Origin of the sequence: Paraburkholderia sediminicola (genome assembly GCF_046026855.1) — a bacterium.
GTDB lineage: Bacteria > Pseudomonadota > Gammaproteobacteria > Burkholderiales > Burkholderiaceae > Paraburkholderia > Paraburkholderia sediminicola_A.
Genome location: NZ_JAQQET010000007.1, coordinates 71,928 through 98,012, shown reverse-complemented (window position 1 = coordinate 98,012; position 26,085 = coordinate 71,928). Strand labels below are relative to the sequence as shown.

Sequence of the window (26,085 nt, the reverse complement as noted above, 5' to 3'; positions counted from 1 at the left end):
CAATATCTCACGCCAATCGGCGCTCCGCCATGCCCTGCGATTGCGGTGTTGCGGCGACGACACTGTCGGGTAAATCCGAACCGATTGCACACTCGCGTTCCGCGCTACACTTGATTGAAGGTGCGCCGGAATCAAGAGCATGGCGCACGCTCGGGGAGAGCAGCCATGAATCGGCCACTGATTCGGTTACCGCTTCGCACGACAGGCACGGCGCCCGTCAGGAAGTGGCTCAAATGGGGGCTGGCAGCGGCTTTTCTGCTTGCGCTGGCCTTGGCGGCCCGTTTTGTTCAGATCGAGATAGAAACCTCGCGATTGCAGGCGCGCTATCTCTCCGAACTCACGCGCGACGTGGGTTTCTCCGTCGCGGATGGTCCAAGTCATTCCATCCGATTCCCTCAGACAGACAAAGGCCCCTACGACAGCCGCCTCGGCTACGCGTTGCTGCCTTCGTTCCAGCAGCGGTTGCTTCAACGCGGGTTTGAAATCAGCGCGCAGTCACGTGATTCCGAGCGCATGCTATCGCTGGCGGATGATGGTCTATTCATTCCTTACGCCGAAAAAGATCAGGCGGGGCTGCAACTCTTCGATGGCACCGGCGCGCCGCTCTTTGGCGCCCAGTTTCCGGGGCGCATTTATAACAGTTTCGATTCGATCCCGCCGCTTGTCGTCAATTCGCTGCTGTTTATCGAAGACCGCTATCTGCTCGATCCGGATCAGCCGAACCGCAATCCGGCGGTCGACTGGGGACGCTTTAGCCGCGCACTAGTCGATCAGGGCGCGCGTGTATTCAACCGGCATCAGTCGACGCCGGGCGGCAGCACGCTCGCCACCCAGATCGAGAAGTTTCGCCACTCGGCGGGTGGACGCACTGCGACGCCACCGGAGAAATTGCGGCAAATCGCATCGGCTTCGGTACGCGCTTATCTGAACGGCCCGCAGACCATGCCGGCGCGCCAGCAGATCGTCGTCCACTATCTCAACTCGGTGCCGCTTGCCGCGCAACCGGGCATCGGCGAAATCAACGGGATGGGCGACGGTCTGGCCGCCTGGTACGGCCGCGATTTCAACGACGTCAACCGCATTCTCAAAGCGCCGTCGACTCAGGACAATCTCGCGGAGCAGGGCGTGGCGTTTCGCCAGGTGCTCTCGCTGATGATCGCGCAACGTGCGCCGTCGTATTTCCTGCATCACGGCTATGCCGAACTCGAACGTCTGACGGATAGCTATTTACGGCTGCTGGCGAACGGCGGTGTCATCACGATTGCACTGCGTGATGCAGCGCTGTCCGCGCAAGTCGATCTGCGCCACGCGCCGAACACTACGCAGAACGCAGACTCGTTCGTGTCACGCAAGGCTGTGACGTCGATGCGCTCGCATCTGCTGGCGGCGCTCGGCATTCCGAGTTTCTATGAACTCGACCGGCTCGACTTGCAGGCAAAGGGCACACTCAACAACGCCGTGCAGCAGGCCGTGAGTGAACGCCTCGCCGCCGCCGCGACGCGCGACGGCGCGAAAGCCTCGGGGCTCGTCGGTTTCGAAATGCTGCGCGCCTCCGACGATCCGTCGAGAATCGCTTATAGCTTCACGCTGTTCGAACGGCGTGATGGCGCAAACCTCGTGCGGGTGCAAACCGACAGCGTCAACCAGCCATTTGACATCAACTCCGGCGCACGGCTGAATCTCGGTTCGACCGCGAAAATGCGCACCGTGGTGACCTATTTGCAGATCGTCTCCGATCTGCATGCACGTTATGCCCCGCTGAGCACAGCGGAACTGAAGGCCTTGAAACCCGATCCGAACGATCAGCTCACGCGCTGGGCGCTCGATTATCTGGCGCATACCTCGGATCGCTCGCTGCAAGCCATGCTCGATGCGGCCGTGGAACGTAAATACTCGGCGAATCCAGGCGAAACGTTTTACACGGGCGGCGGCGCGCAGACCTTCAACAACTTCGATTCCGACGACAACAGCCGCATTCTCACCGTGCATCGTGCCTTCCAGCATTCGGTGAATCTGGTGTTCGTGCGTCTGATGCGCGATATCGTCCACTATGAGATGGTGCGGACCACCGGACCGTCGTCGCAATGGTTGGGCGACCCGGCGATCCGCAAGATGTATCTCACGCGTTTCGCCGATCAGGAAAGCCGCGTGTACATGAATCGTTTCTACACGAAGTACCACGGCAAAACGCCCGACCAGGCGTTGGCCCTGCTGCTGCTCGGTGTGCGTAAATCGCCGCCTAAAGTGGCGACCGTGTTGCGCAGCGTCGCGCCGGATGAATCGAATGCGTGGTTCAACGCGAAGATGCGTGCCGCGCTGAAGAACACACCGGCAGCCTCCGTGCTGGACGATGAAGATCTGGCGAACCTGTACGACAAATATGCGATCGACCGCTTCAATCTGAACGATCGCGGCTATATTTCGAGCGTGCATCCGCTGGAACTATGGACGCTTAACTATCTGCGCGCCCATCCCGATGCGACGCTCGATCAGGTGCAGAACGCGAGCCGCGACGTGCGTCTGTCGACTTATTCGTGGCTCTTCAAGACCCGCTATCACGCCACCCAGGATCGCCGTATCAAGCGGATGGTCGAACTGCGCGCGTACGATGTGATCGGCAAATCGTGGCAGGCGCTCGGCTATCCGTTTGCGACGCTCACGCCCTCGTATGCGGCGGCGATTGGGGCGTCCGGCGACCGGCCGGCTGCGCTTGCGCAGCTGATCGGCGTGATTGCCAACGGCGGCAACAAGGTACCGACCGAAAGCCTCACGCAACTCGACTTCGCTCAAGACACGCCATACGAAACGCATTTCCAGCGCGCGGCGGTGGCACCGCAGCAGCAGATGTCGCCGGAGATCGCCGGTGTTGTCAGAGTGCTGTTGCGTGATGTTGTATTAGGCGGTACGGCTAAGCGTCTCGCGCAGGGCATGACGTTCCCTAACGGTCAGACACTCGAGATTTACGGCAAGACCGGCACTGGCGACCAGCGCTTCAATGTGTGGGCCAAAGGCGCGCGCCTGATCGAATCGCGCAAGGTGAATCGCAGCGCAACGTTCGTGTTCGTGATGGGAGACCGCTTCTACGGTACGCTGACCGCCTACGTGCATGAACCGTATGCGGCCCGCTACGATTTCACCAGCGCGCTGTCGGTGCAATTGCTGAAGTCGCTCGCGCCGGTGTTGCAGCCGTTGCTGGAGAATCCGCCGGCCAAAACTGCTTCTGTCGCGAAGGTAGCAGCACAATAAGCGGCGGGTTAGCCATGGGCAATGACCGCATGAAGGCCGTGCGAGACCTGATGGGCGAAGGTGCATTCGCTACGGACCCGCGCGAAACAGCAAAACAGCGTCTCGACTTCTAATATCCCGCGTCCGTCGCCGGCTTAAGAAATAGCTCGTGCACGGGCGCGAAATGCGCGTACAACGGCAGAATCGCGCCGCCCATTGCCCGCGCATCGGCGCCGATGGTGCCTTCCAGCAGTTGCGGGCGCACCATGCCTTCCCATTCGAAGCGATCGAGCACGCGCTCGGTTCGGCGGATGATTTCGCGGACCAGTTGCCGGTCGAACTCGCCGTCGATCACCACCGCTTCCAGGTCGAGCAAGGCCGCCGCATTGGTCGACGCATTGGCGATCGCGGGGCAAGCGGTGTCGAGCCACTGTTCGGTCTGCCGCCACAGTTCAGGCGACAACGCACGATGGTCATGCGCGGCGGCAGCCGGCGCGCCGGCATCGCTCAACAACTGTTCCAGAACAAAGCCTGATGCGGCGTGCAGCAGTTGCCGCGCCGGCTTGCTCGCGTTGCCGTCTCTCAACGGAATTGAGCCGACCGCGCCCGCGTTGCCATGCGGCCCGCCATGCAAACGGCCATCGATCACGAGGCCGCCGCCGATAAACGTGCCGACAAACAGATACAGAAAATTGTGAATCCCGCGGCCCTGGCCCATCACGAGTTCTGCCGCGCAAGCAGCCGTGGTGTCTTTAGCGAACTCGACGGGCAAGCCCGTCATCGTTGCGATGCGACTGCGCAAGTCGATCTCGTGCCACGCTTCCAGCGCTTCCGGCGGCGCGCCGAGAAAGTCACGCCAGCCGCCGAGCCACAACGGTGCTGCGACGCCTACCCCCACCACTATGTCAGCCTTCGCGCCGAGCGTCTGATTCACGCGCGCCAGTCTGCTTTCGAGCGCGGGGAACAGCGTGCGCGGATCGGGATAGGCATACTCGAATACGTCGCGGCACACCACGTGGCCCGCGAAATCCATCGCCAGCACGTCAAGGCTGCGGCGACCGACCTTGATGCCGATGGTGTATGCGCCATCCGCACGTAACGCGATCGGCACCGAGGGTTGACCAATACGGCCACGCACGCGCGCCTGCTTCTCGAGCAGGCCGTCGTCGATCAGGCGGTCGACGATCATCGACACGGTCTGCATCGACAGACGGGTGAGACGGCCTACGTCGGCTTTCGGCAGCGGCCCATGCAAACGGATCGTCTGCAGGACGATCCGTTCGTTGAACTGCCGCATGCCGACCTGATTTGAGCCGACCGTGCGTTTGACGGGAGAGCGGGTGCCGGTGGTATCCATCGTCGCGTGCCCCTCAGCGGGATGCATGCATCATGCAATCGCCTTGACGTCCGCTTCCTTCGCGCCCGTCATGATCGCCACGGCCTCCGACATGTGGATGTCTTTGGTGTTCACCACCGCGGCACGCCGGCCGAGCCGCTGGATATGAATGCGATCGGCGACTTCGAACACGTGCGGCATGTTATGGCTGATCAGGATCACCGGCAGGCCGCGCTCGCGCACGCGGCGGATCAGTTCAAGCACCATGTTGCCTTCTTTCACGCCGAGTGCGGCGGTGGGTTCGTCGAGAATCACCACATGCCGGGCGAACGCTGCGCTGCGTGCGACAGCCACACCTTGACGCTGGCCGCCTGAGAGCGTTTCGACCGCCTGACGCATCGAGCGGATGCCGATCTGCAAATCCTTCATATGCGCGGTCGCTTCTTCGAGCATGCGGCGCTTGTCGATCATCTTGAAGATCGAACCACGCCAACCCGGCTTGACGAGCTCACGGGCGAGAAACAGGTTTTCGGCGATGCTCATGGCGGGTGCTACGGCGAGTTCCTGATACACGGTTTCGATGCCTTGCGCGCGAGCATCCAAAGGACTGCGGAATTTGACCGGCCTGCCGTCGAGCAGGATTTCGCCTTCATCCGGTACGGTGGCGCCCGAAAGCGCCTTGATCAACGACGACTTGCCCGCGCCGTTATCGCCGATTACGGCGAGAATCTCGCCAGGCAGCACTTCGAAATCGCAGCCGTCGAGCGCGGTGACGTTGCCGTAGCGTTTGACGAGTCCGCGCGCCTGCAGAACGGGCATCACGGCTGAAGCGGAAGTAGGTGTCGACATGACGGGTTCCTGTTAATTGCTCAGCCGCGACGATGGGAAAGTTTGTCCGCGGCGACCGCGAGAATCACGAGCATGCCGGTGATCAACACCTGGTAGACCGAAGAGACGCCGATCAGCGTCAAACCATTGCGAAACACGCCGACAATCAGCGCGCCAAGCAGCGTGCCGGTAATCGAGCCGCGTCCGCCGAACAGACTGGTGCCGCCGAGTACCACGGCGGTAATGCTGTCGAGGTTCTCGGTTTGTCCCGCCTGCGGATCGCCGACGCCGGTACGCGACACCGACAACAGCGCGGCGATGCCGTAGATCGCACCGGCCAGCGAATAGACGGTAAGCAGGATCTTTTGCGACGAGAGACCCATCAGGCGAGCCGCCTCGGGGTTATTGCCGAGTGCATACAGATGCCGGCCGGGCACGGTGTCGCGCAGAACGAACCATGTCACCACGTACATCAGCAGCGTGAGCACGGTGCCGTAGGTGACGTCGGCGGGGCCGAGTTTGAACGTGTTGCCGAGGAACATGATCGCGTCCGGCAGGTTCGAGACACTCTCCGCGTTCGAATAGATCTGCGTGAGCGCGAACGCAATGTTCAGCGTACCCAGCGTGACGATAAAAGCCGGTAACTTGATCCGCGTGATCAGCACGCCGTTGAGCGCACCGAACAGCGCGCTCGCGGCGATGCCGCACAGAATCGCGAGAACGGGCGGTACGCCCAGCGTGACCGCGAATTTGGTCATGATGATCGAGCCGAAGGCCATCACCATCCCGCACGACAGATCGATCCCGCCTGTCAGCACGATCAGCGTCTGGCCGATGGCGATGACGGCGACCACCATCGTCTGTTGCAGGATCAGCGAGAGGTTCTGGAACGACAGGAACCGGTTGCTCTGCGAAATGAAGAAGCCGCAGGCCAGAAGCAGGGCGATCAGCGGTCCGATTTCAGCGAGCGACGGCAAGCGTTCGCTGAAGGGGCGCGAGTGACTGGCGGGCGCGGAAGGAGTCGACATGATAGGTGTCCTGGATACATGAACGTGGCGTGCAGGCCATGCGGTAAGTGCGGCGGCCGGCGATCCGGGGGCCGGCCATCCGGCAACTGGCGGTCCATCGGCGGCCCAGCAAAGTGGGCCGCGGTTCGATGCGCGTTACTTGTTGCCCCAGCAGTTGTCGAGGCCGAACTTCGTATCCTTGCTGTCGACGCCGGACATCGGTTTGTCGGTGATCAGCGTCACGCCCGTGTCCTGATAGCCGGAGACCTTCTTGCCGGTCTTCGCGTACTCGACGCCCGCCGTCACGCCGAGCGCGGCCATCTTCAACGGATACTGCTGCGAGGTCGCGGCAATCGCGCCGGCCTTCACATTGCGTACGCCTTCGCAGCCGCCGTCGATGGAAACGATCATCACGCTCTTATCCTTGCCCGCCGCTTTGAGCGCGCGATACGCACCCGCTGCGGCCGGTTCGTTGATCGTGTAGACCACGTTGATATCCGGTGATTTCTGCAGGCAGTTTTCCATCGCCGTCTGGCCCTTCGCCTGGTCGCCACGAGTGTCCTGGCTGCAGACGATCGACGGATCGCCTTCCTTCACGCCGAAGCCTTCCAGGAAGCCGTTATGACGCAGCACGCCGACCGATACGCCGGGTGCAAGGTCGAGCGTGGCGATCTTCGCGGGCTTGCCGTTCATGGCGGCTTTCGCGTACTTGCCGATCAGCACGCCGGCTTTGAAGTTGTCGGTGGCGAAGAGGGCGTCAGTGGCGTCTTGCGGGTCGGTCGGCGTGTCGAGCGCGATCACCATCACACCGGCCGCGCGCGCTTTCTTGATGCTCGGCACGATCGCCTTGGTGTCGCTCGGCGTGATCAGAATGGCTTTGGCACCGGCCGTCATCATGTTTTCGATGGCGGTGACCTGGCTCGCGTTGTCGCCGTCGAACTTGCCGGCGGCGGTGAGCAGCTTGGCGCCGTCTTTCGAGGCGGCCGCTTCGGCGCCCTGTTTCATCTTCACGAAGAACGGGTTCGTGTCGGTCTTGGTGATGAGGCCGACGACAGGCTGGTCGGCCGCCTGGCTCGCGCTCGCACACCACACGGCCGATGCCGCTACGCACATGGACACGATTTTCCTGGTGACAGGGTGCCTGCGGGAATTCAGATTCATGGGACGCTCCTCCGGTTATTGGCAACGACGTTGTGGACTGCGGGCGGTTGCACACGCGAACGCTGCGCGCTTGCAACCTGATTAGGGGGGCCGGCGTGGAACCCAATGCCATTCCTGGGCAATCCGAAGCGGACCGCCTAAATCACTTGGATTGATTTAGTACAGCAGGCGTGCGGACGCTCGTCAAGAAAACGATTGAGGTGCACGTTGACATGCGGAACCGGCCGGGAGGGCGGAATGGCTTATGGGGCGGGGCTTGGCGAGTGTAATGCGGTGCGGGATCGAACCCGGAAACTTGGGGAAAGTCCTGGCTCGATTGAAGGTGAATTGAAATCTTAAGGTGTCGTTCTCGAACGTATTGGCTGGCGTCGTGAAGATTTTCAGTAGTGGCTGAAAACAACGATTCTCACAGCGATGACCGCAAACCTGATCAATGCCGTGAGAATCGCTGCGCGCGCGCCCGAGGGTGCTTACCGGCGCGGCACGAGCGTTTGACGCTTCGTTTCGAGTTGGGTGACGACACGTTGCAAGGTGCGTTCCGCCGGCCCCGGTGTCTGCACGAACTTGCAGCCGATGACGAAGCGCCGGTCGCCCTTCGGCGTAGTTAATTGCCGCGGCGCGACGATTTCCAGATCGAGCCGCAGCGTGCCGAAGCTGCCGAGTTGCAGCGTCACGTCGCGCAATACGGTGCCGCTTTCAAGCGAGCCGAAATGCTCATCGGCGGTTTTCAACGCCACGCCGCCCAATGAAAGGTCCTGCAGTTCCAACCGGAACGAACCGCCGTCTACATAGGGGCCGCTGGCGATGTACGGATCCAGCACGGGCGTTTGCACGCGGAAGAATTCGCGGCGTTGAACGTAGTACAGCAGCGAAGGGAAGGCTGCCTCGAAGGCCGGGCGTCCTTCGAACATGATTGGGTTCGCGTTGAGCGTCGTGAATTCCGTGCGAATGCCACCTGGCAAACTGCGGAAGATCAACTGGCGCGCAGCCGGAAGCGCGTAATTGTCGGCATTGACACTGCCGGCGTCGAAGATAAAGCGGGCATTGCGTGAGTCGACATCGAGCACTTGCGTAACGATCTGGCGGCCGTTGAATTCGACCGTCACGAAGTCCTGTCCGGCCATCAGCTTGCGCAGGCAAACTGCGATTTGCAGGGGGTGGCACTGCGCGAAAGTCGAGTCTGCGTCGGTGAACTGTTCGGCGACATCGGCGTCCAGAAGAGCGGCAATCATTTGAGTATCCATGCTTGTTATGGCCTTGGCCTGGCCGGTTTTGGGGAGCGCAAGCGGCATGTGAGTCGTGCCGGCGCTCGGCCTTTTCCTGCTTTATTGCAGGGACCGTGCCAACTGCATGGATGGACTGATCGGAGCGATATTTTTGTCGCGGAACCGCTTGATACGGGCGTTTGCGGGCGTTAGCCTGGAAGGCGGGGATGGGCGTATGCAGGGTTCGCTACGTAACGTCCTCGATACCGTTACGGCCACACGAGCGCACTCGGCCGCATCGTTCAACGCGTCTGACGCGCCGCTCCGGTCGATGCGCGCACAACCAGTTGCGGCGGCGAGGAAATCCGCATCGGCACGCTTGCGGCGGCCTCGCGACCCGCTTGCCCGTACGAGGATTCGATCAACTCGCGCAACAGCGATACCGCGAGTCCGGCGACTTCGACGGTCGGCACGGCGACCGTCGTCAACGCGGGCCGTGACTCGCGCGCCAGTTGAATATCGGTAATGCCGACCACGGATAGATCGCCCGGCACGTTCAAACCGAGATCGGCGGCCGCGTGCATTGCGCCGAGCGCCGGCAGATCGTTGGTCGCGAAGATCGCGGTGAGTGTTGGATCGGCTTCCAGCAGCGCGCGCGCCGCAGTGTAGCCACCTTGTATCGTATCGGGCGCATGCTTGACCGGGCTTTTGGGCGCGCCGGCCGCACGCACAGCCTCGGCAAACCCCTCATAGCGGGCCGCGTGAATGCCCGAGGCCTTGCTGCCGACAACCGCGCCGATCCGCCGATGCCCGAGCTCCAGCAGATGCGTGCCGGCCAATTCGCCAGCCAGACGAAAATCGACCGCGACGCACGGCAGCCCCGGCGATTCGTTAGGCCGCTCCCACATGCACAACACCACGGGCGTGCCGCGCGACTCGGTCGTATGAAGGTCCGCAAAATCGAGGTTCGCATTCGTCACCAGCACGCCCTCGGAGAGCGTCCCCGCGATCTGGTCGAGATACGCCCGCCCGATCAGCGGATCTTCATTTGTGTTGCAGATGATCACGAAGTGGCCGCTGCTGCGCGCCGCGTGCTCGACCGCGAGCGCGAACTCCGGATAGAACGGGTTGGCAATGCTCGACACCATCAACGCCAGCGTCGGCGCGCGACCCTCGGCGAGCGCGCGGGCGGCCAGATGCGGGCGGTAGCCGAGCGCCTCGATGGCGTCCAGCACTCGCTGCCGGGTGGCCGCGCCGACCCGCCCGCGATTGCGCAGTACGTTCGATACCGTAGCAGGGGTAACGCCGGCGTGACGCGCGACTTCGCTAAGTGTGGACATGGTCTGTCAATATTTGGGATGACTGTTCGATATTTGCATCGTAGCCAAAGGCGCGGCACCATTTGCCGCACAGACAAAACGATATCGGAGACAGGTAAGGCCCCACGATCGCATGCGATCGATTTTTTAGGCTTTACTGATTAAGCGCTTAATCTCCGACATCGAGCCGATTAAATCACGGAGTCGATGCGATGGCGAGCATTTCGTTGAAAGGCGTGCAGAAGGCGTATGGCGACGGCGCGCTGGTGATCCGCGACGTCGATCTGGAGATTGGGGAAAACGAGTTTTGCGTATTTCTCGGCCCGTCCGGCTGCGGCAAGTCCACCTTGCTGCGCATGATTGCGGGCCTCGAAGACGTGACCGACGGCGACCTGTCGATCGCCGGCCGCCTCGTCAACGACGTCCCGGCGGCGCAGCGCGGTGTGGCGATGGTGTTCCAGAGCTACGCGCTGTTTCCGCATATGACCGTGTTCGAGAACATGGCATTCGGCCTGAAGCTGGCTAAAACCCCGAAACACGAAATCGATCGCAAGGTGCGCGAAGCCGCGCGCATCCTGCAACTGGAGGCGTTGCTCGAGCGCCTGCCGAAAGCATTGTCCGGCGGCCAGCGTCAGCGTGTGGCGATTGGCCGGGCCATCGTGCGTGAACCTGGCGTGTTTCTGTTCGACGAACCCCTCTCCAATCTCGACGCGACGCTGCGCGGCCAGACCCGCGTCGAAATCGCGCGGCTGCATAAGCAGTTCGCCAAAGCCAGTGTCGTGTATGTCACTCACGATCAGATCGAAGCCATGACCCTTGCCGACAAGATCGTGCTGCTGCACGCCGGCAAGGACACCGAGCGCTACGGCAGCATCGCGCAGATCGGCGCGCCGCTCGAGTTGTACCACCGTCCCAGGAGCCGCTTCGTCGCCGGTTTCATCGGCTCGCCGCGCATGAACTTTTTGCCGGGGCGGGTGGCGTCGGTCGATCCGCAAGGCGTGGTTATCACGCTCGATCACACAGATGAAAACGTGCGCGTGCCGGTCAGCGGCGATGGGCTTCAGACGTCGCAAGCCGTCACGCTAGGCATACGACCTGAACACCTGGAATTCATCGATGCGGCCCCGTCTGAAAACGCGCAGGACGCCGTTCTGACTCGCACGGTGTCCCTCGTCGAACAGCTCGGCGAGCACAGCTATGTCCACCTCGATCATCCCGGCGCTGCCGCGCTGATCGCCAAGGCGCCGGGCGACACATGCCTCGCACCGGGTGACCGTGCGAGCTTGCGCGTCCCGAGCCGCGCCTGCCATTTGTTTACCGAAGACGGCTTTGCCGCCGCTTCGCTCGAATCCGTCGAACACTACGCATAAAGGACATTCGGATGCGCCTTGGAGTCTGTTATTACCCGGAACACTGGCCGGAGTCGATGTGGGAAGACGACGCTCGCCGGATGAAGGCACTCGGCATCGAGCAGGTGCGGATCGCCGAATTCGCATGGAGCCGGATGGAGCCGACGCTTGGCGAATACGACTGGGGCTGGCTGGATCGCGCGGTGGACGTACTCGGCGCGGCCGGTCTGCAGGTCGTCATGTGCACGCCGACGGCGACGCCGCCCAAGTGGCTGATCGACCGTCATCCGGACATTTTGCCGATCGGTGCCGACGGCCGCCCGCGCGCCTTCGGCTCACGCCGTCATTACGATTTCTCGTCGCCTTCGTATTTCGCCGCATCGCAGCGGATCTGCACGGCAGTCGCCGAGCGTTACGGCAAGCATCCGGCTGTCGCGTACTGGCAGACCGATAACGAATTCGGTTGCCATCACACAGTACTCAGTTATTCGCAGGCGGCGGTGGGGCGCTTTCGCGAGTGGCTCAAGGCACGCTATCAAACCGTCGAAGAACTGAACCGTGCGTGGGGCACGGTGTTCTGGAGCATGGAATATCGCAGTTTCGACGAGATCGACGCGCCGGTGGCGACCGTCACCGAAGCGCACCCGTCGCACCGGCTCGATTACCGGCGCTTCGCCTCAGATGAAGTGGCGCGCTACAACCGCATGCAGGTGGAGATCATCCGCGCCCATTCGCCAGGGCGGCCGGTCGCGCACAACTTCATGCAGCTCTTTACCGAGTTCGATCACTACAAGGTTGCGGCCGACCTCGATGTCGCGGCATGGGACAGCTATCCGCTGGGCGGCCTCGAAGAGCAGTGGTTTGCGCCGGACGTAAAGGCGCGCTGGTTGCGCAGCGGACATCCCGACTTCGCGTCGTTCAATCATGACGTGTACCGCGGCATGTCGAAGCTGCCGTTCTGGGTGATGGAGCAGCAACCGGGGCCGGTGAACTGGGCGCAGTGGAATCCGGCGCCGCTGCCTGGCATGGTGCGGCTGTGGAGTTGGGAGGCGTTCGCGCACGGCGCGGGCTGTGTGTCGTATTTCCGCTGGCGCCAGGCGCCGTTTGCGCAGGAACAGATGCACGCCGGCTTGAATACGCCCGACAACCGGCTCGACGTGGGCGGCAATGAAGCTGCGCAGGTCGCCGCCGAGATTCGCACGGTGCTTGCCGCGAACGCCGACGCCAATGCTTCGATTCGCTCAAAGGTCGCACTCGTCTACAACTACGAAGCGAAGTGGCTCTTCGAGATTCATCCTCAAGGCGCGGACTTTCACTATCCGCGTTTCGCGTTCGAGTATTACTCGGCGCTGCGTGCGCTCGGGCTCGACGTCGATATCGTGCCGGTCGATGCGCCGCTCGATGGCTATCGTCTGATCGTCGTGCCGCCGCTGCCGGTTGTGCCCGCCGATTTCGCCGCGCGGCTTGCAAGCTCGGGCGCGCAAGTCGTGCTCGGTCCGCGCACCGGTTCGAAGACTCAGGATTTGCAGATTCCGGCGAACCTGCCGCCGGGCGCTCTTGCCGCGGTGATGCCGCTGCGCGTGTGGCGTGTCGAATCGATGCGGCCGAATGTGACCGAAGCGGTGCGCCTTGCGGACAGCAAGGACGCGGCCGCGGAAGATGGCGTAGCGCGCCACTGGCGCGATTTCATCGATGCCGGCAGTCATGCGCCGGACTCGCTCGACGTGCGTGCCCATTTCGCTGACGGCCATCCCGCCTATGTGAAAAGCGGCGCGTTTCATTACCTCGCGGGCCTGTTCGATGATGCGCTCACCGTCCGCCTGTTCGCGCAGATCGCCGGGGAAGCGGGCGTCGACACGATATCGCTCGGCGACAGCGTGCGCATCAGCCGTCGCGGCGCGCTGACCTACGTGTTGAACTACGGCGATCAGACCCACACGCTTGCCAATGTAGCCGACGCTGCTTTCGTGATCGGCTCACGCGCGATCGAACCACAAGGTGTGGCCGTTTATCGATCGAACACATGATTTGAAGCGCTGAACGAAGGATTCCATGCAGTAACAACAACGACGCAAAATCAAGGAATAAAGGAGACAGCAATATGGCACTGAAACCTCGCAGGATTCTGCTGGCACTCGCGCTTGCCGCGGCGGCCGCGGGCACATCCGTTGTCAGCACGGCGCAGGCCGGCACGCTCGCGGTCAACATCGCGTTCAAGGGCGCGAGTCAACGCGCCGTCTGGCAGTCGATCATCGACGACTTCAAGAAAACGCATCCCGGTACCGACGTGAAGGTGTCGTTCATCGATGAAGAAGCGTACAAGGTGCAGTTGCCCGGTTGGCTCTCCACCGTCGCGCCCGATATCGTCAACTGGCATGACGGCGAGCGGATGGCGTATTACGCGCAGCGCGGCCTGTTCGACGATCTGAGCGGCGACTGGGCGAAGAACGGCTGGAACGATATGTATGCGTCGACGAAGGAAGCGTCGTCGTATAAGGGCAAGCAGTATGCCGCGCCGACCGTCTATTACTCGTGGGGCATGTTCTATCGCAAGGACCTGTTCCAGAAGGTCGGCATTGCCGGCGAGCCGAAAACGTGGGACCAGTTTCTCGACGACTGCAAGAAGCTGAAAGCAGCCGGCATTACGCCGATTGCCGTGGCAGGCCGTGATTCATGGACGCTGGCCGGCTGGTTCGATTACCTCGACCTGCGCCTGAACGGCAACGCCTTCCATCAGAAACTGATGGCGGGCGACATCGCGTACACCGATCCGCGCGTGAAGAAGGTCTACACAACGTGGAAGCAACTGATCGACGCCGGCTATTTCATCGACAACTCGCTCTCCTACGATCTGGATTCGGTGCAGCCGTTCCTGTTCCAGGGCAAGGCCGCGATGATGCTGATGGGCACCTTCATCTCCGCTGGCTTCCCGCCGAACGTGAAACCGGAAATGGGCTACTTCCAGTTCCCGATCATCGACGCGAACGTGCCGACCGCCGAAGATGGCCCGGTCGAATCGCTGCATATTCCGTCTAAGGCGAAGAACAAGGCGGATGCGCATGCGTTCCTCGCGTTCGTCGAGACGCCGGAAAATGGCGCGAAGCTGGCGGTTGGGCTCGGCTCGCTGTCGGCGAACAGCAAATCGCCTGAGCCTGAGGATCCCATCTCGAAGATCGGCTTCCAGATTCTCTCGAACACGAAGGGCGGTATTGCGCAGTTCTACGATCGCGACATGACGAAGGAAATGGCCGACGAAGGAATGAAGGGGATGCAGCAATTCGTCTCCGATCCTTCAAAGCTTGACGACGTGCTCGCGCAACTCGAGCAGACGCGCAAGCGGATCTACAAGAAGTGAGCAACGGCGGCCCGTTGATGGGCCGCCCGCTTAAGCGTCAACTCGCTATGTTCGTTCGGGAGAATGATCGTGTCGCACTCCGTCACCCGTCACACTGTTGGCGGCCCTGCCGACCCCGGCGGTTCTGGCTTTCCTGCACCGGGAGGACCGGCTTCGGGTGGAGCATTGCGCGGTGGGTCACTGCGTGTGGCACGCCGGCGCCGTCCATCGCCGACTGCGCGCCGGCAGCGGCGAGCCGCCTTTCTGTTTCTCGCACCGGCCTGCGTGATGGTGGCGATCTACGTCGTGTGGCCGATCATCTCGACCGTCCACCTGAGCTTTTTCAACTGGGACGGGATGACCGACCCGTCTTTCGTCGGTCTCGCAAATTACGTTGAGTTGTTCCATACGCAGACGTTTTACACCGCACTGAAGAACAACCTCATCTGGCTGCTGCTGTTTCTGCTTGCCCCGCCGATGGGGCTCGCCGTCGCCCTCTATCTGAACCAGGCGGTGGCCGGTATTCGCATCGTCAAATCATTGTTTTTCGCGCCATTCGTTTTATCGGGCGTGGTGGTCGGTTTGATCTTTTCATGGTTCTACGACCCGACCTTTGGGTTGCTCGCGGTGATTCTCGGGCACGGCGTGCCGGTGCTCGGGGACCCCCGCTACGCGACTCTCGGGATCGTGTTTGCGGCACTGTGGCCGCAAACTGCGTATTGCATGATCCTCTATTTGACTGGCCTGACCTCGCTGAACGCCGAACAGATCGAGGCTGCGCGGATGGAGGGCGCGCGTGGCTGGTCGATGTTGTGGCACGTGATCCTGCCGCAATTGCGGCCCACCACATTCATGGCGATCGTTGTCACGGTGATCGGCGCGTTGCGCAGCTTCGATCTGATTTCGGTGATGACTGGCGGCGGCCCGTTTGAAAGTTCCACCGTGCTCGCGTATTACATGTACGACCAGGCGATCAAGTATTACCGCGTCGGCTATTCCGCGGCGGTGGCGGTCGTGCTGTTCGGGATCATGCTCGTGTACATCGTTTATCACTTGCGCCGCATGCTGCGCACCGAGCAATAAGGAGCCGATCATGTTTCCAATCCCGATCGACAAATGGAAGCCGGCTGCGCGCCGTGTGTACAAACTGACGTTGCCGCTCGCGCTGCTGATCTGGCTGTTGCCAATGATCGCCGTTCTCGTGACCTCGGTGCGTTCGACGGAGGAGCTGAGCGAGGGCAATTATTGGGGCTGGCCAAAACATTTCGCGATGTTCGATAACTATCGCGAGGCATTGACGACCTCGCCGATGCTGCATTACTTCTGGAACAGCGTGCTGATTACGGTGCCCGCCGTGGTCGGCTCGATTGCACTCGCGGCGATGGCGGGATTCGCGCTGGCCATCTATCGGTTTCGCGGCAATTCGGCTTTGTTTGCGACCTTTGTCGCGGGCAATTTTGTCCCGGTGCAGGTGTTGATGATTCCGGTGCGGGATCTGTCGTTGCAGCTCGGCTTATTCAATACGGTGGGCGCGTTGATTCTGTTCCACGTGTCGTTTCAGACGGGATTTTGCGCGCTATTTTTGCGGAATTTCATTAAGCAACTGCCGTTTGAACTGGTCGAAGCGGCACGTATCGAAGGCGCCAATGAATGGACGGTGTTCTTCAGAATCGTATTGCCTCTGATTCGTCCCGCGCTTGCGGCTCTGGCGATTCTTGTGTTTACGTTCGTGTGGAATGACTACTTCTGGGCGCTGTGTCTGACGCAAGGCGACGATGCCGCGCCGATTACCGTAGGCGTCGCGGCTTTGAAGGGGCAGTGGACCACCGCCTGGAATCTGGTGTCCGCCGGGTCGATTCTTGCCGCGTTGCCTTCGGTCGCGATGTTCTTTGCGATGCAGAAGCATTTTGTGGCCGGGTTGACGTTTGGGGCGACGAAGGGATGAAACGAACGTTACGGAAAAACATTCGCTCTATGGTTGCCGATGCCTTGCTACGGCCTGGAAGCTCGGGTGACACTCGCTAGTTCACATTGAAATGCACCCGGATATCCTGCCGGCTTTCGACCGGATGTCCGGCCTGCATTGCCGGAAAGAATCGCCATTTACGCAGCGTTTCAAGGAGGATCTGGTTGAGCCGCGGGTTGGATGTCGGCTTGATGAGATCAACCTGGACCGAGCCGTCGACGTGAATTGCGAAACGGGCCGTCGCGACGGCTTGATACCCCTGCTCGCGCAGATCGTCGGGAAGTTCGGGCAACGGCTGGGAAATGGCATGTGCTGCGGCATCGCCGGATGATCTGGCGTTTGCGCTTTCTTCTGCAGGTGCAGCAGCGCGCGCAGGCGGCTCGGCTGGCTGCTTCTGTTCCTCCGTTGCGGGGGCCGATTGAGCCTGTGCAACGCTTTGCACCGATCGCATATCCGGTTTCGAGGGCACCGGTGGCGTCGCGCGTGCCTGGGTTGAGACGTGAGGGCGCGGATCGGCCGGTTGTCGTGGCTTTGCCGGAGTGATCGGCGCGGGCGCGGCGTGCGTAACCGGAGCCACAGAAGGAGCCGCAACCGGCGCCTTCGGAGGATCGAGCTCCACCAGCTGCATCTCGAGTGGCCTGGCAGGGGCATGTGCAGACGCCGATGGACCCAACCAATGCCCCAACTGAAACAGGAAGACGATCCATACGATGAGCGCGACCAGCACCGCTAGCGTAATCCGTATTTGCGGAGAATCGTCCACAGCGACCGCGAAGCGCATCCGGCTATTCACGATGCACTGCGATCAGAAACCGCTCAGCGCCGGCGCGGCGCGCGGCCAGCATCGCCTGAACCACCACGCCGTGACCCGCTGCGTCGTCAGCGGCGATCACAACATTGCCGTCGGGTTGCAGCAACCCCTTTACCGTCGGCTCGATCTGATCGAGCCGGACGGCCTGACGATTGACGAATACCTCATTGCTGCTGTCCACCGAGATCGTCAGTGGCTCATGGGCTGTCATCTGTTGCGCGCGGCCGGCCGGGAGCTTAACCTTGAGCGCGTCGAGCCGCTGCATTGCGAGCGACGCGAGCATGAAGGTCGCCAGCAGAAAGAACATTACGTCGATCATCGGAATGATTTCGATGCGACCGCGCTTCGCCGCGCGTGAGCGCCTGAACCTCACGGCTGCGCTCCCGCAGACGGGGCGGCAAGACGGATTTCGCCGAGCCGTGCATTCGCGAACGATTCGAGCTCATCCATGAGGCGTTCAAGCCGGCGGGAGAAATAGTTGAACGCAAAGAGCGCGAACAATGCGACCACCAGGCCGATCGCGGTTGCCACCAATGATTGCGCCACACCGCCGGTCACGCCCCCTGGATCGACGAGACCATCGCCGCCGAACAACTGGAACGAATGCATCATGCCGACGATGGTGCCCAGCAGACCCAGCAAAGGCGCTGCCGTGACGATGGTTTCCAGCACCCAGAAACCTTTGCTCATGTCACGTTCGATTTGCGAGGCGACCGATTGCGCCTTGGCCTCGCGTAGCCACAGCGGTACGGAAGGATCGGGCGCCCACGGCGCGCTCATACGCCTGAACGCGTTCTGACTGGAGGCATCCTTTAATCTGCCGGCCCAGTCAAGCGCCGAGCCGGGCGCAGCGATTTCGTCTGTGCCACGCAGCGCGCCCGGTAACCGGCCAAAGCGCAGAAACACATAGATGCGATCGAGGGCGATTGCGACCGCCAGAATGGCGAGTATCGTCAGCGGATAGATAACCCATCCGCCTACGCGTACCGCCGCTAGAACGCTTGCCCAATCTTGCATGACCTACCTCTTCGTAGCCTGACGGAATTAGAAATGCTTGGTGATACCCGCATAAACGGCGAAATGTGGGCCATATTGCGGTGCGCCGACGCCGATACCCGATCCGTCGCGCAACTCGTAGACGCGATTGAACGCGTTGATCACGAGCAGGCGTGCATCGAATTTTCCGATGAGCGGCTGGTTGAAGTGCTGTATCACGCCGAGGTTGACTTGCGCATAGAGCGGCAACCGGTCGGTGTTCGCAAAGCCGCTACGCAAACCGCTTCCCACCAGCCCATCGAAAGTGAAAGTTGTTCTGCCGAAATCGTAGGTTCCGCCGAATGAGGCGGTGATGCGCTGGTCGTGATCCAGATAGACCCAGTGATTGTTGATATAGGCGAGTTCAGCCGGGTCGAAATTGAACTGGGCCGAATCGATCTGTGTTCCCTGTGCACGGCTCCACGCGAGATTCACGTACGCAGATGCGTTGTCCTGTTTGTAATTGGCGGTGAACTCGACCCCATACACGCGTCCCTCCCTGTAGTTGAACGGGGTGAAGATGAGTGCGGAGCCGAACTGGCCTTCATCGAGCAGGTTCGTCGATTTCTTGTAGTAAGCGTCGAGCCCGACCGTCACATTCGACCCGAGACGCTGGGTCACACCGAGATCGAAATAATGGCTGCGTTCCGGTTGAACCTGGTCGTTCTGACTCGACGGACTCTGGTTGGTCGTGCCGTTGAAGCGGCTGATGGTCGAGCCGGACACCAACTCGAACGCGGGCGGCGTGAAATAGCGCGAGTAACCGGCGTGGAAGGTCGTGGTCGGCGTCAGCGTATAGACGAGGCCAACACGAGGGCTAAGCTGGCTTGCGCTGACGTACTCGTCCATCTTGTCGTAGCGAAGACCATAGTTCAGCGTGAGCTTGTCCGTGATTTTCCATTCGTCCTGCACGTAGGCGCTGTACAGATAACCGGTCTTGCTGCTGGAGTCCTGAATATTGAAGGGTTGATCGGATAGCTGATTGCCGTTGCTGTCTGTCGCGAATACGTTGACGCTGTCGTCGAACACCGCATGTTCCTGCTGGAAGAAGATGCCCGCGCGGATCGTATGCTTGTCGTTCAGTCGCCAGGTCGTGTCCACTTGCGCGCCATTGGCCGAGTTGCTGTGAAAATCCTGCGACGCCACGCCGTTAAAGAGCAGATCGCCGACCGGATCGGGATTGAATTGCGTGCGCGTGTAGCGCGTAAAGAGAGCGACCTGGTAGTCCAGTGCGCCGCCATTGGTGCCCTGAAGCGCCACTACGGCGAAGTTGTTCAACTCCGATTGCGTTTCGTTCAGTTGGCTCGAATTGAACGTGTTGTTGCCGTTGAGCGTGAAGTTGGTCGGCAGGCCGGGTGTGTTGGGAATCTCGAACTGATTGCTCGTCGTGCCGAACATCACGCTCACGCGCGTGAGCGGGTTGATGATGTACGACATGTAGCCGAACGCGTCGCCCTGGCGGGTGTGATCGTGAATCGCGTTGGCACTGGCGGTGGGATTCTCGATCCCGAGGTTGTTCATACCGACCGAGCCGCTGAAGTAGTAGCTGAACGGTCCCTGAGTGCCGAAGACATCCGCGCTGGTCTTGATGGTCTGATGGCTGCCGCCGAACACGTCGATGGAGCCACCGTTGCCTGCATCACCCGTCTTCGTGCGGATGTCCACCACGCCTGCGGTGCGATAGCCGTATTGCGCCGGTAACGCGCCAGTGAGCAGGTTCACCTGGTCGATGATTCGGGTGTCGAGTGCCTGACCGAAACCACTAATCGGCTCGGGAATGATGATGCCGTTGATGCGGTATTGCAGGTTCGCGTGGTCTCCGCGCACATGCAACTGGCCGTACGAGTCGCTTGCCACGCCGGGAGCCTGGAGCAGCACCTGGTTCAGCGGCGTATCTTGCCCCGCGGGTAGTGCATTGATATCGGCCTGGCTGAAGCGGTACACGCTACTGCCTGTCTCCGGCAACAGTCCGTTACGGGCTCGATCGAGGCGCCTGGCGTTCACCTGAACATCGAGTGTGTCGCTTTGAGTGAGTTTGACACTCACCGCGCTTTCCGCACCCGCCGTCGTGGTCGCTATGCTGTTGCCGCTCGCGAATCCCGGTGCCGTAACAACGATCGCATAAGTGCCCGGTGTCACATGGCCGATTGCAAAATGACCTTCTGCGTCCGTCTTCGCCTCATTGACTGCGGCGCCGCTCGCGTTCTGAACGCTGACGGTGGCGTTGCGGACGGGCTTGCCCGCGGCATCAGTGACCGCGCCCGTCACGGAGCCTTCGTCGGGCGCGGCATGGGCGTGAGCAGCGATTGCGAATAGCAGCAGGGCTGCGTGGGAGACGCGCGTGCGGTTTTTCATCTTGGTTTATTTGAGGTTGACCACTGGATGGATGCGGTTCCGTCTTGTTGACGTTCTTCTTGAGTGCGATCGGGATGACAGGGCGTGCGCTTACCGATCCCGATCAAGCGGGATCCTTGCCGTCGTTCTTTCGTTCGGAATGTTATATCATTACATTTAAAAACAAAAATGACAACCAGATGGACGGCGCTGCGAGCGAGTCGGGGGACGTGAGGAGGGTGGTTGACGCGGGAGTGGGGCCCGGATTCGGGCCGCCGTAGTGATTTGGCACGGGGTGCGTGCCGTGATCGTGCTTAGTCGTGCTTTGGCATCGCGAGCGAATGATGCACACCGACGCCCGCCATTACGCCGGCCGCCGACGCAAACGTCGCGTTGGTCATCTTGTTGGCAATGTCGCCTGCGGCATAAACGCCCTCGACCGTCGTCTGCTTCAAGTCATCGACCTTGATGACGGCGCCAAGCGGGCCGTCGTCGAATGCACACCCAAGTTGCTCCGCGAGAGTGCTGTTCATGTACGTTCTGGGTGCGACGAACAACGCGTCGATTTCGACAACGCGGCCATCGGCGAGCCTGAGCCCCTCGAGTTGCGGCGCTGGACCGAGTAGTTCCGTCACGGGTGAGCGCTCGATGCGAACATTGCGTGCGGCCAGTTGTGCAATCTGCTCCGCGTCGGGTTCGAAGATCCCCTGAGTGAAATACGTTGTGGGACCCCATTCGGGAATCAGAAGCGCCTGATGAACAGACAGCGCGTGATTGCCCAACACGCCGAGACGGCGATCCCGAACTTCATACCCGTGACAATAAGGGCAGTGCAATGCCGTCGTGCCCCAACGTTCCTGCAATCCAGGTATGGATGGCAACTCGTCGCGCACGCCCGTAGCGAGAATGAGCCGGGAAGCGAGTTCAGTTCGGCCGTCCGAAAGCGCGACAGAGAAAGCATTGTCGGTCCGTCGAGCGCCGACAGCCTTGCCTTTGACCCATTGAACCGTCGGATAGGCCGCAAGCTGTAAAGCGGCTTCGCGAATGATCTCCGCAGGCGGCTTGCCATCCTGGCCGAAGAATCCGTGAGCGTGCGAGGCAAATCGGTTGCGCGGAAATCCAGCGTCCACCACGAGAACTTTCCGTCTGGCGCGCGCCAGCTGCATGGCGGCCGACAAGCCAGCAAAGCTACCGCCCACGACAATCACATCATGCTGCGTATGCATTCCCTCTCTCCTGTATCACGCCGGCGCCCACGCTTATCGACCATTGCCAAACTGACGCCGGCAGTTTCATGAAACTTCACAAGTTGCATGATAGGGCGGTGTTATACTTCATGCAACTCTTAATGTTGCGTGAGTGGGCTTGCCCACAATGCTGCTTGAACACGAGGCGATAAATGAGAACGGATAGCCGCTTGTCGCGGATGCTGCATGTCCTGATTCACATGGATCGGCACGACGGTCCGCTAACGTCTGAAACGATCGCGCAGATGCTTCGCACCCATCCCGTTGTGGTGCGGCGAATGCTGGCAGGGCTAAGAGATCAGGGCTACGTACAGTCGGAAAAAGGGCACGGGGGCGGTTGGGTTGTGTCGATCAACCTGGATGAACTAACGTTATTGGACGTTTATCGGGCAGTCGGTGAGCCGCCGATTTTTTCCGAATTGCTGACGGACGATCACCCGGAGTGTCTCGTCGAGCAAGCCGTCAACGCCGGTCTGTCGGAAACGGTTCGAGAGGCTGAAGCTGCGCTGCTTGCACGCTTCGGCGAAATTTCAGTCGGGATGCTGGCGCGCGATTTTGACGAACGGTTTGCCCGCAGCCGCCCATGACCCGCATGTCACAAGGTCATCGGCGAGCGTGCAGGTGTTCACATCAATCTTCCTGTGGACTTAACGTTCAAAGCCGTTGGTCCTGATATAAGCGGACGCGTCGATCCGCTTACAACTGGGCATGCTTCGCCGCGTCCTCGATCACAGCAGCGACTTCTTTCGGACGCGATTCGTAGACCGAGTGGCTCGCGCCGGCGAGTACGGTCGTGTGACTATGGGCGCGCGCGTAGTACCAGCGTTCGAGGTCGGGATTGATGATTTTGTCATCGGCTGCGACGATGCCCCAGCTCGGCTTGCTGGTCCATGCGGCGACTGTCATCGGCGTCGAAAAGACTTTCGCGGCGGTCAGGATTTGCGCGTGCGATTCGAACTGGGCTTCCTTGAGCGGCAGATCGGCGGCGAAATCCGCCGGGAAATCCGCGGGGTTCAGGTACGTGTAGCCGTCGCCGGTTTTCGTGATGGCGCCCGGCTGCTTCGACGTGTAACTCGGCATGCCTTTGCCGAGCGTGCTTTCATCTTCGCCGACGGCCGGCGCGTGCGCGGCCACATACACCAACCCGACGACGTTCGGATGCACACCGGCCTCAGTGATGACCGAGCCGCCATAACTGTGGGCCACGAGGATCGTCGGGCCATTCTGCTGGTCGAGGACGCGTCTGGTTGCGGCGACGTCGTCTTCGAGCGAGGTCAGCGGCTCCTGCACGATCGTGACGTGGTAGCCGTCTTTGGTCAGCCGGTCATAGACCGGCTTCCAGCCTGATCCGTCCACCCACGCGCCGTGTACGAGCACGATATTGTGGACCGGGACATTCTGCGGCTGCGCGTCCTGTGCGGATGCCCGGGTGACCGCGCCGACCGATGCAAGGAGAATCATCGAAAGAGTAGTTGCAAGATTGCGTTTCATTCTGGATACCTAATTGATAATGATTGGATCTAACTATCGGTGTGATAGAAAACTACGTCTTGACCTGTTTGCCTACATGATCCATGTGCCGCTGGATCTGCACGGAAGTAGTTCCGCTTGCGCTCGTTGACTGTGTGCCTGTTGTCGTCTACGTAGAGGCAAACACATCGAGTGGCTGCTTATTCCATTTTTTTTTAACGTCGAGTTTTGCAGCACCTGGGAAGCGCGCGAACCCTTACGATTTCCCCGAATCGATCCGCGTATCCATGGCTGACAACCAGCAGGTTCGGGTTGCCTCGCAATGTCAGCGTAGGTTTTTTGCCGATGCCCGGCGAGGCTGCCGCAACATCGTGAGCGCCGGGGCCATGGCCCCCGCCCCGGCTTAACGGAAGATCTCGGCAATGAGGTTGGCCACCGTCCGGATACGCTCACTATCGCGCAGGGCGGGATGCAGCACCATCCATACGTCCTGGTCGAGCGCCTTGATGTGCTTCTCGATGCAAACGAGATCGCTCGTCGTGTCACCCGCGAGCTGGGCGAGCACGCCAAGCCCCGAGCCGCCCAGCACGCCGTCGAATACGCCCATGCCGTAGCTGCTTCGAAGCGAGGGTGCAGGGGCGCCCGGCAGGGTTTTCAGCCATTGCGTGGCTGGGTGATCGGGCTGCCGGTCGTCATAACCGACGAACGACAGCTTGTCCCATTCCTTCCTCGTGATCGCCGCCTTGTGGCGCAGATAGTAGTCGCGCGAACCGAACAGCCCGAAGCGGATCCTGCCGATTCGCCGGACATACAGATCGCCCTCGTCCGGGCATTCGGACCATAGTGCTATGTCTGCTTCGCGGCGGGCAAGGCTATACGGCCGTCGCGAGGTCAGCACCTCGATGGCGAGGCCGGGCAGCCGCTCCTGGAACGAGCCGAGCAACTTAAGCAAGATGTAAGACGGCCATTCCACGGCGTTGATCCGCACCGTGCCGTGAGCGCCTGCGCCGCCGGTCACGTCCGCGGCGCGTTCGATCTGGTGGGCGAGATCTTCCATCTGCTCGGCGCAGGCCAGCACGCGCGCGCCGAATGCCGTCACCGTACAGCCCGACGGCACCCGGTCGATGAGCGGCTCGCCCAGCCGCCGCTCAAGCTCGCTCAGGCGGCGCGACAGGGTCGGCGCGCTCAGATCGCATGCCACGGCGGCGGCTCGCATGGTCCCGCCGCGCGCGATTGCCACCAGAATCCGCAGGTCGTCCCAGTCCACGTGTTCCATTTTTGAAACGCTCGATTTTAAAATTAGGCATAGCATAACGTGGATCGCGAGGATAGCATTGGACTTGGCCATACTCGTCCCAGCATCTGGCAAAGAAACCCGAGGGTTTCCACGGTGGCCGGCGGCAGGTGTGGCATCCCAACCCATCACGCGACTCAACGGCTATCAGTACGTAGACCGAACGAGCGATACGGAGACATCAATGATTCGTCATTTCCAACCGGCGCGGCGTCGCGTCATCGTAGCCAGCGCAGCCTTCCTCGCAGCGTCGATCCTGCCGATGCCCGCAGCGTTCGCTCAGGCCGCTCACAAGCCGAAAGTCGCACTGGTGATGAAGTCGCTGGCGAACGAGTTTTTCCTGACCATGGAAACCGGCGCGAAAAACTATCAGAAACAGAATCCCACGAAGTTCGATCTCGTCACGAACGGCATCAAGGACGAAACGGATACGGCTAACCAGATTCGCATTGTCGAGCAGATGATCGTGTCCAAGGTCGACGCGCTCGTGATCGCACCGGCCGATTCCAAGGCGCTTGTGCCGGTTCTCAAGAAAGCGGTCGACGCCGGCATTATCGTGGTCAACATCGATAACCAGCTGGATCCGGGCGTGCTCAAGTCGAAAGACCTGAACATCCCGTTCGTCGGCCCGGATAACGCGAAGGGCGCGCTGAAGGTAGGCGACTACCTGGCCAAACATCTGAAGTCGGGCGACAACGTCGCCATTATTGAAGGCGTCTCGACCACCACCAACGCGCAGCAACGCACGGCCGGCTTCAAGCAGGCCATGGCGACAGGCGGCATGAAGGTCGTCTCGCTGCAATCGGGTGAGTGGGAAATCGACAAGGGCAACGCCGTAGCGAGCCAGATTCTCAATGCCAACCCGGACGTCAAGGCGCTGTTGTGCGGCAATGACAACATGGCAATCGGCGCGGTCTCGGCCGTGCGCGCGGCAGGCAAGGCCGGCAAGGTGCAGGTGGTAGGCTACGACGACATCGACGCGATCAAGCCGATGCTCGCCGACGGCCGCGTTCTCGCCACCGCCAATCAGTACGCCGCCAAACAGGCCGTGTTCGGTATTGATACGGCTTTGAAGGCCATCTCCGAACACAAGAAGCAGTCGGAATTGTCGGGCGTGGTCGAAACGCCTGTCGATCTGGTCACCAAGTAAGACTGGCACAACGT

The 26,085-nt window shown here is 61.2% G+C and carries 21 protein-coding genes; 8 read left to right on the top strand and 13 right to left on the bottom strand.

Annotation, left to right across the window (positions count from 1 at the left end; all coding sequences use genetic code 11):
- Positions 1-165 precede the first annotated feature (165 nt).
- Positions 166-3,246, top strand: a complete 3,081-nt coding sequence (locus PQR40_RS09910) for a transglycosylase domain-containing protein (protein WP_408508900.1) — start codon at positions 166-168, stop codon at positions 3,244-3,246.
- Positions 3,247-3,355: 109 nt separating this feature from the next.
- Here the strand turns inward: PQR40_RS09910 and PQR40_RS09905 are convergent, their stop codons facing one another.
- From PQR40_RS09905 to PQR40_RS09880, 6 genes are all read right to left on the bottom strand, one after another.
- Positions 3,356-4,582 carry an ROK family transcriptional regulator gene (locus PQR40_RS09905; RefSeq protein ID WP_408508899.1) on the bottom strand — a complete coding sequence of 409 codons (1,227 nt, stop codon included), beginning with the start codon at positions 4,580-4,582 and terminating at the stop codon, positions 3,356-3,358.
- Between the two features lie 30 nt (positions 4,583-4,612).
- Positions 4,613-5,410 (bottom strand): ATP-binding cassette domain-containing protein, encoded by a 798-nt coding sequence (locus PQR40_RS09900; RefSeq protein ID WP_408508898.1) that lies wholly within the window; start codon positions 5,408-5,410, stop codon positions 4,613-4,615.
- Positions 5,411-5,430: 20 nt separating this feature from the next.
- Positions 5,431-6,417: an ABC transporter permease gene (locus PQR40_RS09895; protein WP_408229663.1), complete on the bottom strand. Its 987-nt coding sequence runs from the start codon at positions 6,415-6,417 to the stop codon at positions 5,431-5,433.
- Positions 6,418-6,552: 135 nt separating this feature from the next.
- Positions 6,553-7,557, bottom strand: coding sequence for a sugar ABC transporter substrate-binding protein (locus PQR40_RS09890; protein WP_408229666.1), 1,005 nt, complete (start codon positions 7,555-7,557; stop codon positions 6,553-6,555).
- Between the two features lie 470 nt (positions 7,558-8,027).
- Positions 8,028-8,789, bottom strand: a complete 762-nt coding sequence (locus PQR40_RS09885) for a flagellar brake protein (protein WP_408508897.1) — start codon at positions 8,787-8,789, stop codon at positions 8,028-8,030.
- Between the two features lie 275 nt (positions 8,790-9,064).
- Positions 9,065-10,102 carry a LacI family DNA-binding transcriptional regulator gene (locus tag PQR40_RS09880; RefSeq protein ID WP_408387712.1) on the bottom strand — a complete coding sequence of 346 codons (1,038 nt, stop codon included), beginning with the start codon at positions 10,100-10,102 and terminating at the stop codon, positions 9,065-9,067.
- 191 nt (positions 10,103-10,293) lie between these two features.
- Here PQR40_RS09880 and PQR40_RS09875 point away from each other — a divergent pair, with 191 nt between their 5' ends.
- The 5 genes from PQR40_RS09875 (at position 10,294) to PQR40_RS09855 (ending at position 16,709) form a co-directional block, all read left to right on the top strand.
- On the top strand, positions 10,294-11,451 hold the full coding sequence (locus PQR40_RS09875) for an ABC transporter ATP-binding protein (RefSeq protein ID WP_408508896.1): 1,158 nt from the start codon (positions 10,294-10,296) through the stop codon (positions 11,449-11,451).
- An 11-nt stretch (positions 11,452-11,462) separates the two neighbouring features.
- Positions 11,463-13,457 carry a beta-galactosidase gene (locus PQR40_RS09870; protein WP_408508895.1) on the top strand — a complete coding sequence of 665 codons (1,995 nt, stop codon included), beginning with the start codon at positions 11,463-11,465 and terminating at the stop codon, positions 13,455-13,457.
- A gap of 74 nt (positions 13,458-13,531) precedes the next feature.
- A complete protein-coding gene (locus PQR40_RS09865) occupies positions 13,532-14,785 on the top strand; it encodes an ABC transporter substrate-binding protein (protein WP_408229679.1) in 1,254 nt (417 codons plus the stop codon).
- Between the two features lie 63 nt (positions 14,786-14,848).
- A complete protein-coding gene (locus PQR40_RS09860) occupies positions 14,849-15,847 on the top strand; it encodes a carbohydrate ABC transporter permease (protein WP_408229682.1) in 999 nt (332 codons plus the stop codon).
- Positions 15,848-15,857: 10 nt separating this feature from the next.
- On the top strand, positions 15,858-16,709 hold the full coding sequence (locus PQR40_RS09855) for a carbohydrate ABC transporter permease (protein WP_408508893.1): 852 nt from the start codon (positions 15,858-15,860) through the stop codon (positions 16,707-16,709).
- A 76-nt stretch (positions 16,710-16,785) separates the two neighbouring features.
- On the opposite strand, the gene PQR40_RS09850 is transcribed toward PQR40_RS09855, so the two are convergent.
- The 5 genes from PQR40_RS09850 to PQR40_RS09830 all read right to left on the bottom strand — a co-directional run bounded on the left by PQR40_RS09850 (position 16,786) and on the right by PQR40_RS09830 (position 22,136).
- A complete protein-coding gene (locus tag PQR40_RS09850; protein WP_408508892.1) occupies positions 16,786-17,511 on the bottom strand; it encodes an energy transducer TonB in 726 nt (241 codons plus the stop codon).
- Between the two features lie 4 nt (positions 17,512-17,515).
- Entirely contained in the window at positions 17,516-17,914 is a 399-nt protein-coding gene (locus PQR40_RS09845) for an ExbD/TolR family protein (RefSeq protein ID WP_408508891.1), read from the bottom strand.
- The gene (locus PQR40_RS09840; RefSeq protein WP_408508889.1) at positions 17,911-18,558 is read right to left on the bottom strand and encodes a MotA/TolQ/ExbB proton channel family protein; all 648 of its coding nucleotides are present in this window, start codon (positions 18,556-18,558) and stop codon (positions 17,911-17,913) included. Before PQR40_RS09840 ends, PQR40_RS09845 begins: the two co-directional genes overlap by 4 nt.
- A gap of 27 nt (positions 18,559-18,585) precedes the next feature.
- Positions 18,586-20,931 carry a TonB-dependent receptor gene (locus tag PQR40_RS09835; RefSeq protein ID WP_408229697.1) on the bottom strand — a complete coding sequence of 782 codons (2,346 nt, stop codon included), beginning with the start codon at positions 20,929-20,931 and terminating at the stop codon, positions 18,586-18,588.
- Between the two features lie 293 nt (positions 20,932-21,224).
- Positions 21,225-22,136 carry an NAD(P)/FAD-dependent oxidoreductase gene (locus PQR40_RS09830; RefSeq protein WP_408508888.1) on the bottom strand — a complete coding sequence of 304 codons (912 nt, stop codon included), beginning with the start codon at positions 22,134-22,136 and terminating at the stop codon, positions 21,225-21,227.
- A 173-nt stretch (positions 22,137-22,309) separates the two neighbouring features.
- Between PQR40_RS09830 and PQR40_RS09825 the strand changes: the two genes are divergently transcribed.
- The gene (locus PQR40_RS09825; protein WP_408229703.1) at positions 22,310-22,744 is read left to right on the top strand and encodes an Rrf2 family transcriptional regulator; all 435 of its coding nucleotides are present in this window, start codon (positions 22,310-22,312) and stop codon (positions 22,742-22,744) included.
- 109 nt (positions 22,745-22,853) lie between these two features.
- Here PQR40_RS09825 and PQR40_RS09820 read toward each other — a convergent pair whose 3' ends face one another.
- A complete protein-coding gene (locus tag PQR40_RS09820) occupies positions 22,854-23,648 on the bottom strand; it encodes an alpha/beta hydrolase (protein WP_408229706.1) in 795 nt (264 codons plus the stop codon).
- Between the two features lie 382 nt (positions 23,649-24,030).
- A complete protein-coding gene (locus tag PQR40_RS09815) occupies positions 24,031-24,975 on the bottom strand; it encodes a LysR family transcriptional regulator (protein WP_408335249.1) in 945 nt (314 codons plus the stop codon).
- 130 nt (positions 24,976-25,105) lie between these two features.
- Here PQR40_RS09815 and PQR40_RS09810 point away from each other — a divergent pair, with 130 nt between their 5' ends.
- Positions 25,106-26,071 (top strand): sugar ABC transporter substrate-binding protein, encoded by a 966-nt coding sequence (locus PQR40_RS09810; RefSeq protein WP_408229712.1) that lies wholly within the window; start codon positions 25,106-25,108, stop codon positions 26,069-26,071.
- The last annotated feature ends 14 nt before the right edge of the window (positions 26,072-26,085 follow it).

Bases quoted from the DNA above. Each gene is read 5' to 3' on its own strand.
- PQR40_RS09855 (WP_408508893.1), top strand. From the start codon at position 15,858: ATGTTTCCAATCCCGATCGACAAATGGAAGCCGGCTGCGCGCCGTGTG.
- PQR40_RS09865 (WP_408229679.1), top strand. From the start codon at position 13,532: ATGGCACTGAAACCTCGCAGGATTCTGCTGGCACTCGCGCTTGCCGCG.
- PQR40_RS09835 (WP_408229697.1), bottom strand. From the start codon at position 20,931: ATGAAAAACCGCACGCGCGTCTCCCACGCAGCCCTGCTGCTATTCGCA.
- PQR40_RS09905 (WP_408508899.1), bottom strand. From the start codon at position 4,582: ATGGATACCACCGGCACCCGCTCTCCCGTCAAACGCACGGTCGGCTCA.
- PQR40_RS09840 (WP_408508889.1), bottom strand. From the start codon at position 18,558: ATGCAAGATTGGGCAAGCGTTCTAGCGGCGGTACGCGTAGGCGGATGG.
- PQR40_RS09810 (WP_408229712.1), top strand. From the start codon at position 25,106: ATGATTCGTCATTTCCAACCGGCGCGGCGTCGCGTCATCGTAGCCAGC.
- PQR40_RS09815 (WP_408335249.1), bottom strand. From the start codon at position 24,975: ATGGCCAAGTCCAATGCTATCCTCGCGATCCACGTTATGCTATGCCTA.
- PQR40_RS09890 (WP_408229666.1), bottom strand. From the start codon at position 7,557: ATGAATCTGAATTCCCGCAGGCACCCTGTCACCAGGAAAATCGTGTCC.
- PQR40_RS09880 (WP_408387712.1), bottom strand. From the start codon at position 10,102: ATGTCCACACTTAGCGAAGTCGCGCGTCACGCCGGCGTTACCCCTGCT.
- PQR40_RS09870 (WP_408508895.1), top strand. From the start codon at position 11,463: ATGCGCCTTGGAGTCTGTTATTACCCGGAACACTGGCCGGAGTCGATG.
- PQR40_RS09895 (WP_408229663.1), bottom strand. From the start codon at position 6,417: ATGTCGACTCCTTCCGCGCCCGCCAGTCACTCGCGCCCCTTCAGCGAA.
- PQR40_RS09875 (WP_408508896.1), top strand. From the start codon at position 10,294: ATGGCGAGCATTTCGTTGAAAGGCGTGCAGAAGGCGTATGGCGACGGC.
- PQR40_RS09830 (WP_408508888.1), bottom strand. From the start codon at position 22,136: ATGCATACGCAGCATGATGTGATTGTCGTGGGCGGTAGCTTTGCTGGC.
- PQR40_RS09900 (WP_408508898.1), bottom strand. From the start codon at position 5,410: ATGTCGACACCTACTTCCGCTTCAGCCGTGATGCCCGTTCTGCAGGCG.
- PQR40_RS09860 (WP_408229682.1), top strand. From the start codon at position 14,849: ATGATCGTGTCGCACTCCGTCACCCGTCACACTGTTGGCGGCCCTGCC.
- PQR40_RS09910 (WP_408508900.1), top strand. From the start codon at position 166: ATGAATCGGCCACTGATTCGGTTACCGCTTCGCACGACAGGCACGGCG.
- PQR40_RS09850 (WP_408508892.1), bottom strand. From the start codon at position 17,511: ATGCGCTTCGCGGTCGCTGTGGACGATTCTCCGCAAATACGGATTACG.
- PQR40_RS09820 (WP_408229706.1), bottom strand. From the start codon at position 23,648: ATGAAACGCAATCTTGCAACTACTCTTTCGATGATTCTCCTTGCATCG.
- PQR40_RS09825 (WP_408229703.1), top strand. From the start codon at position 22,310: ATGAGAACGGATAGCCGCTTGTCGCGGATGCTGCATGTCCTGATTCAC.
- PQR40_RS09885 (WP_408508897.1), bottom strand. From the start codon at position 8,789: ATGATTGCCGCTCTTCTGGACGCCGATGTCGCCGAACAGTTCACCGAC.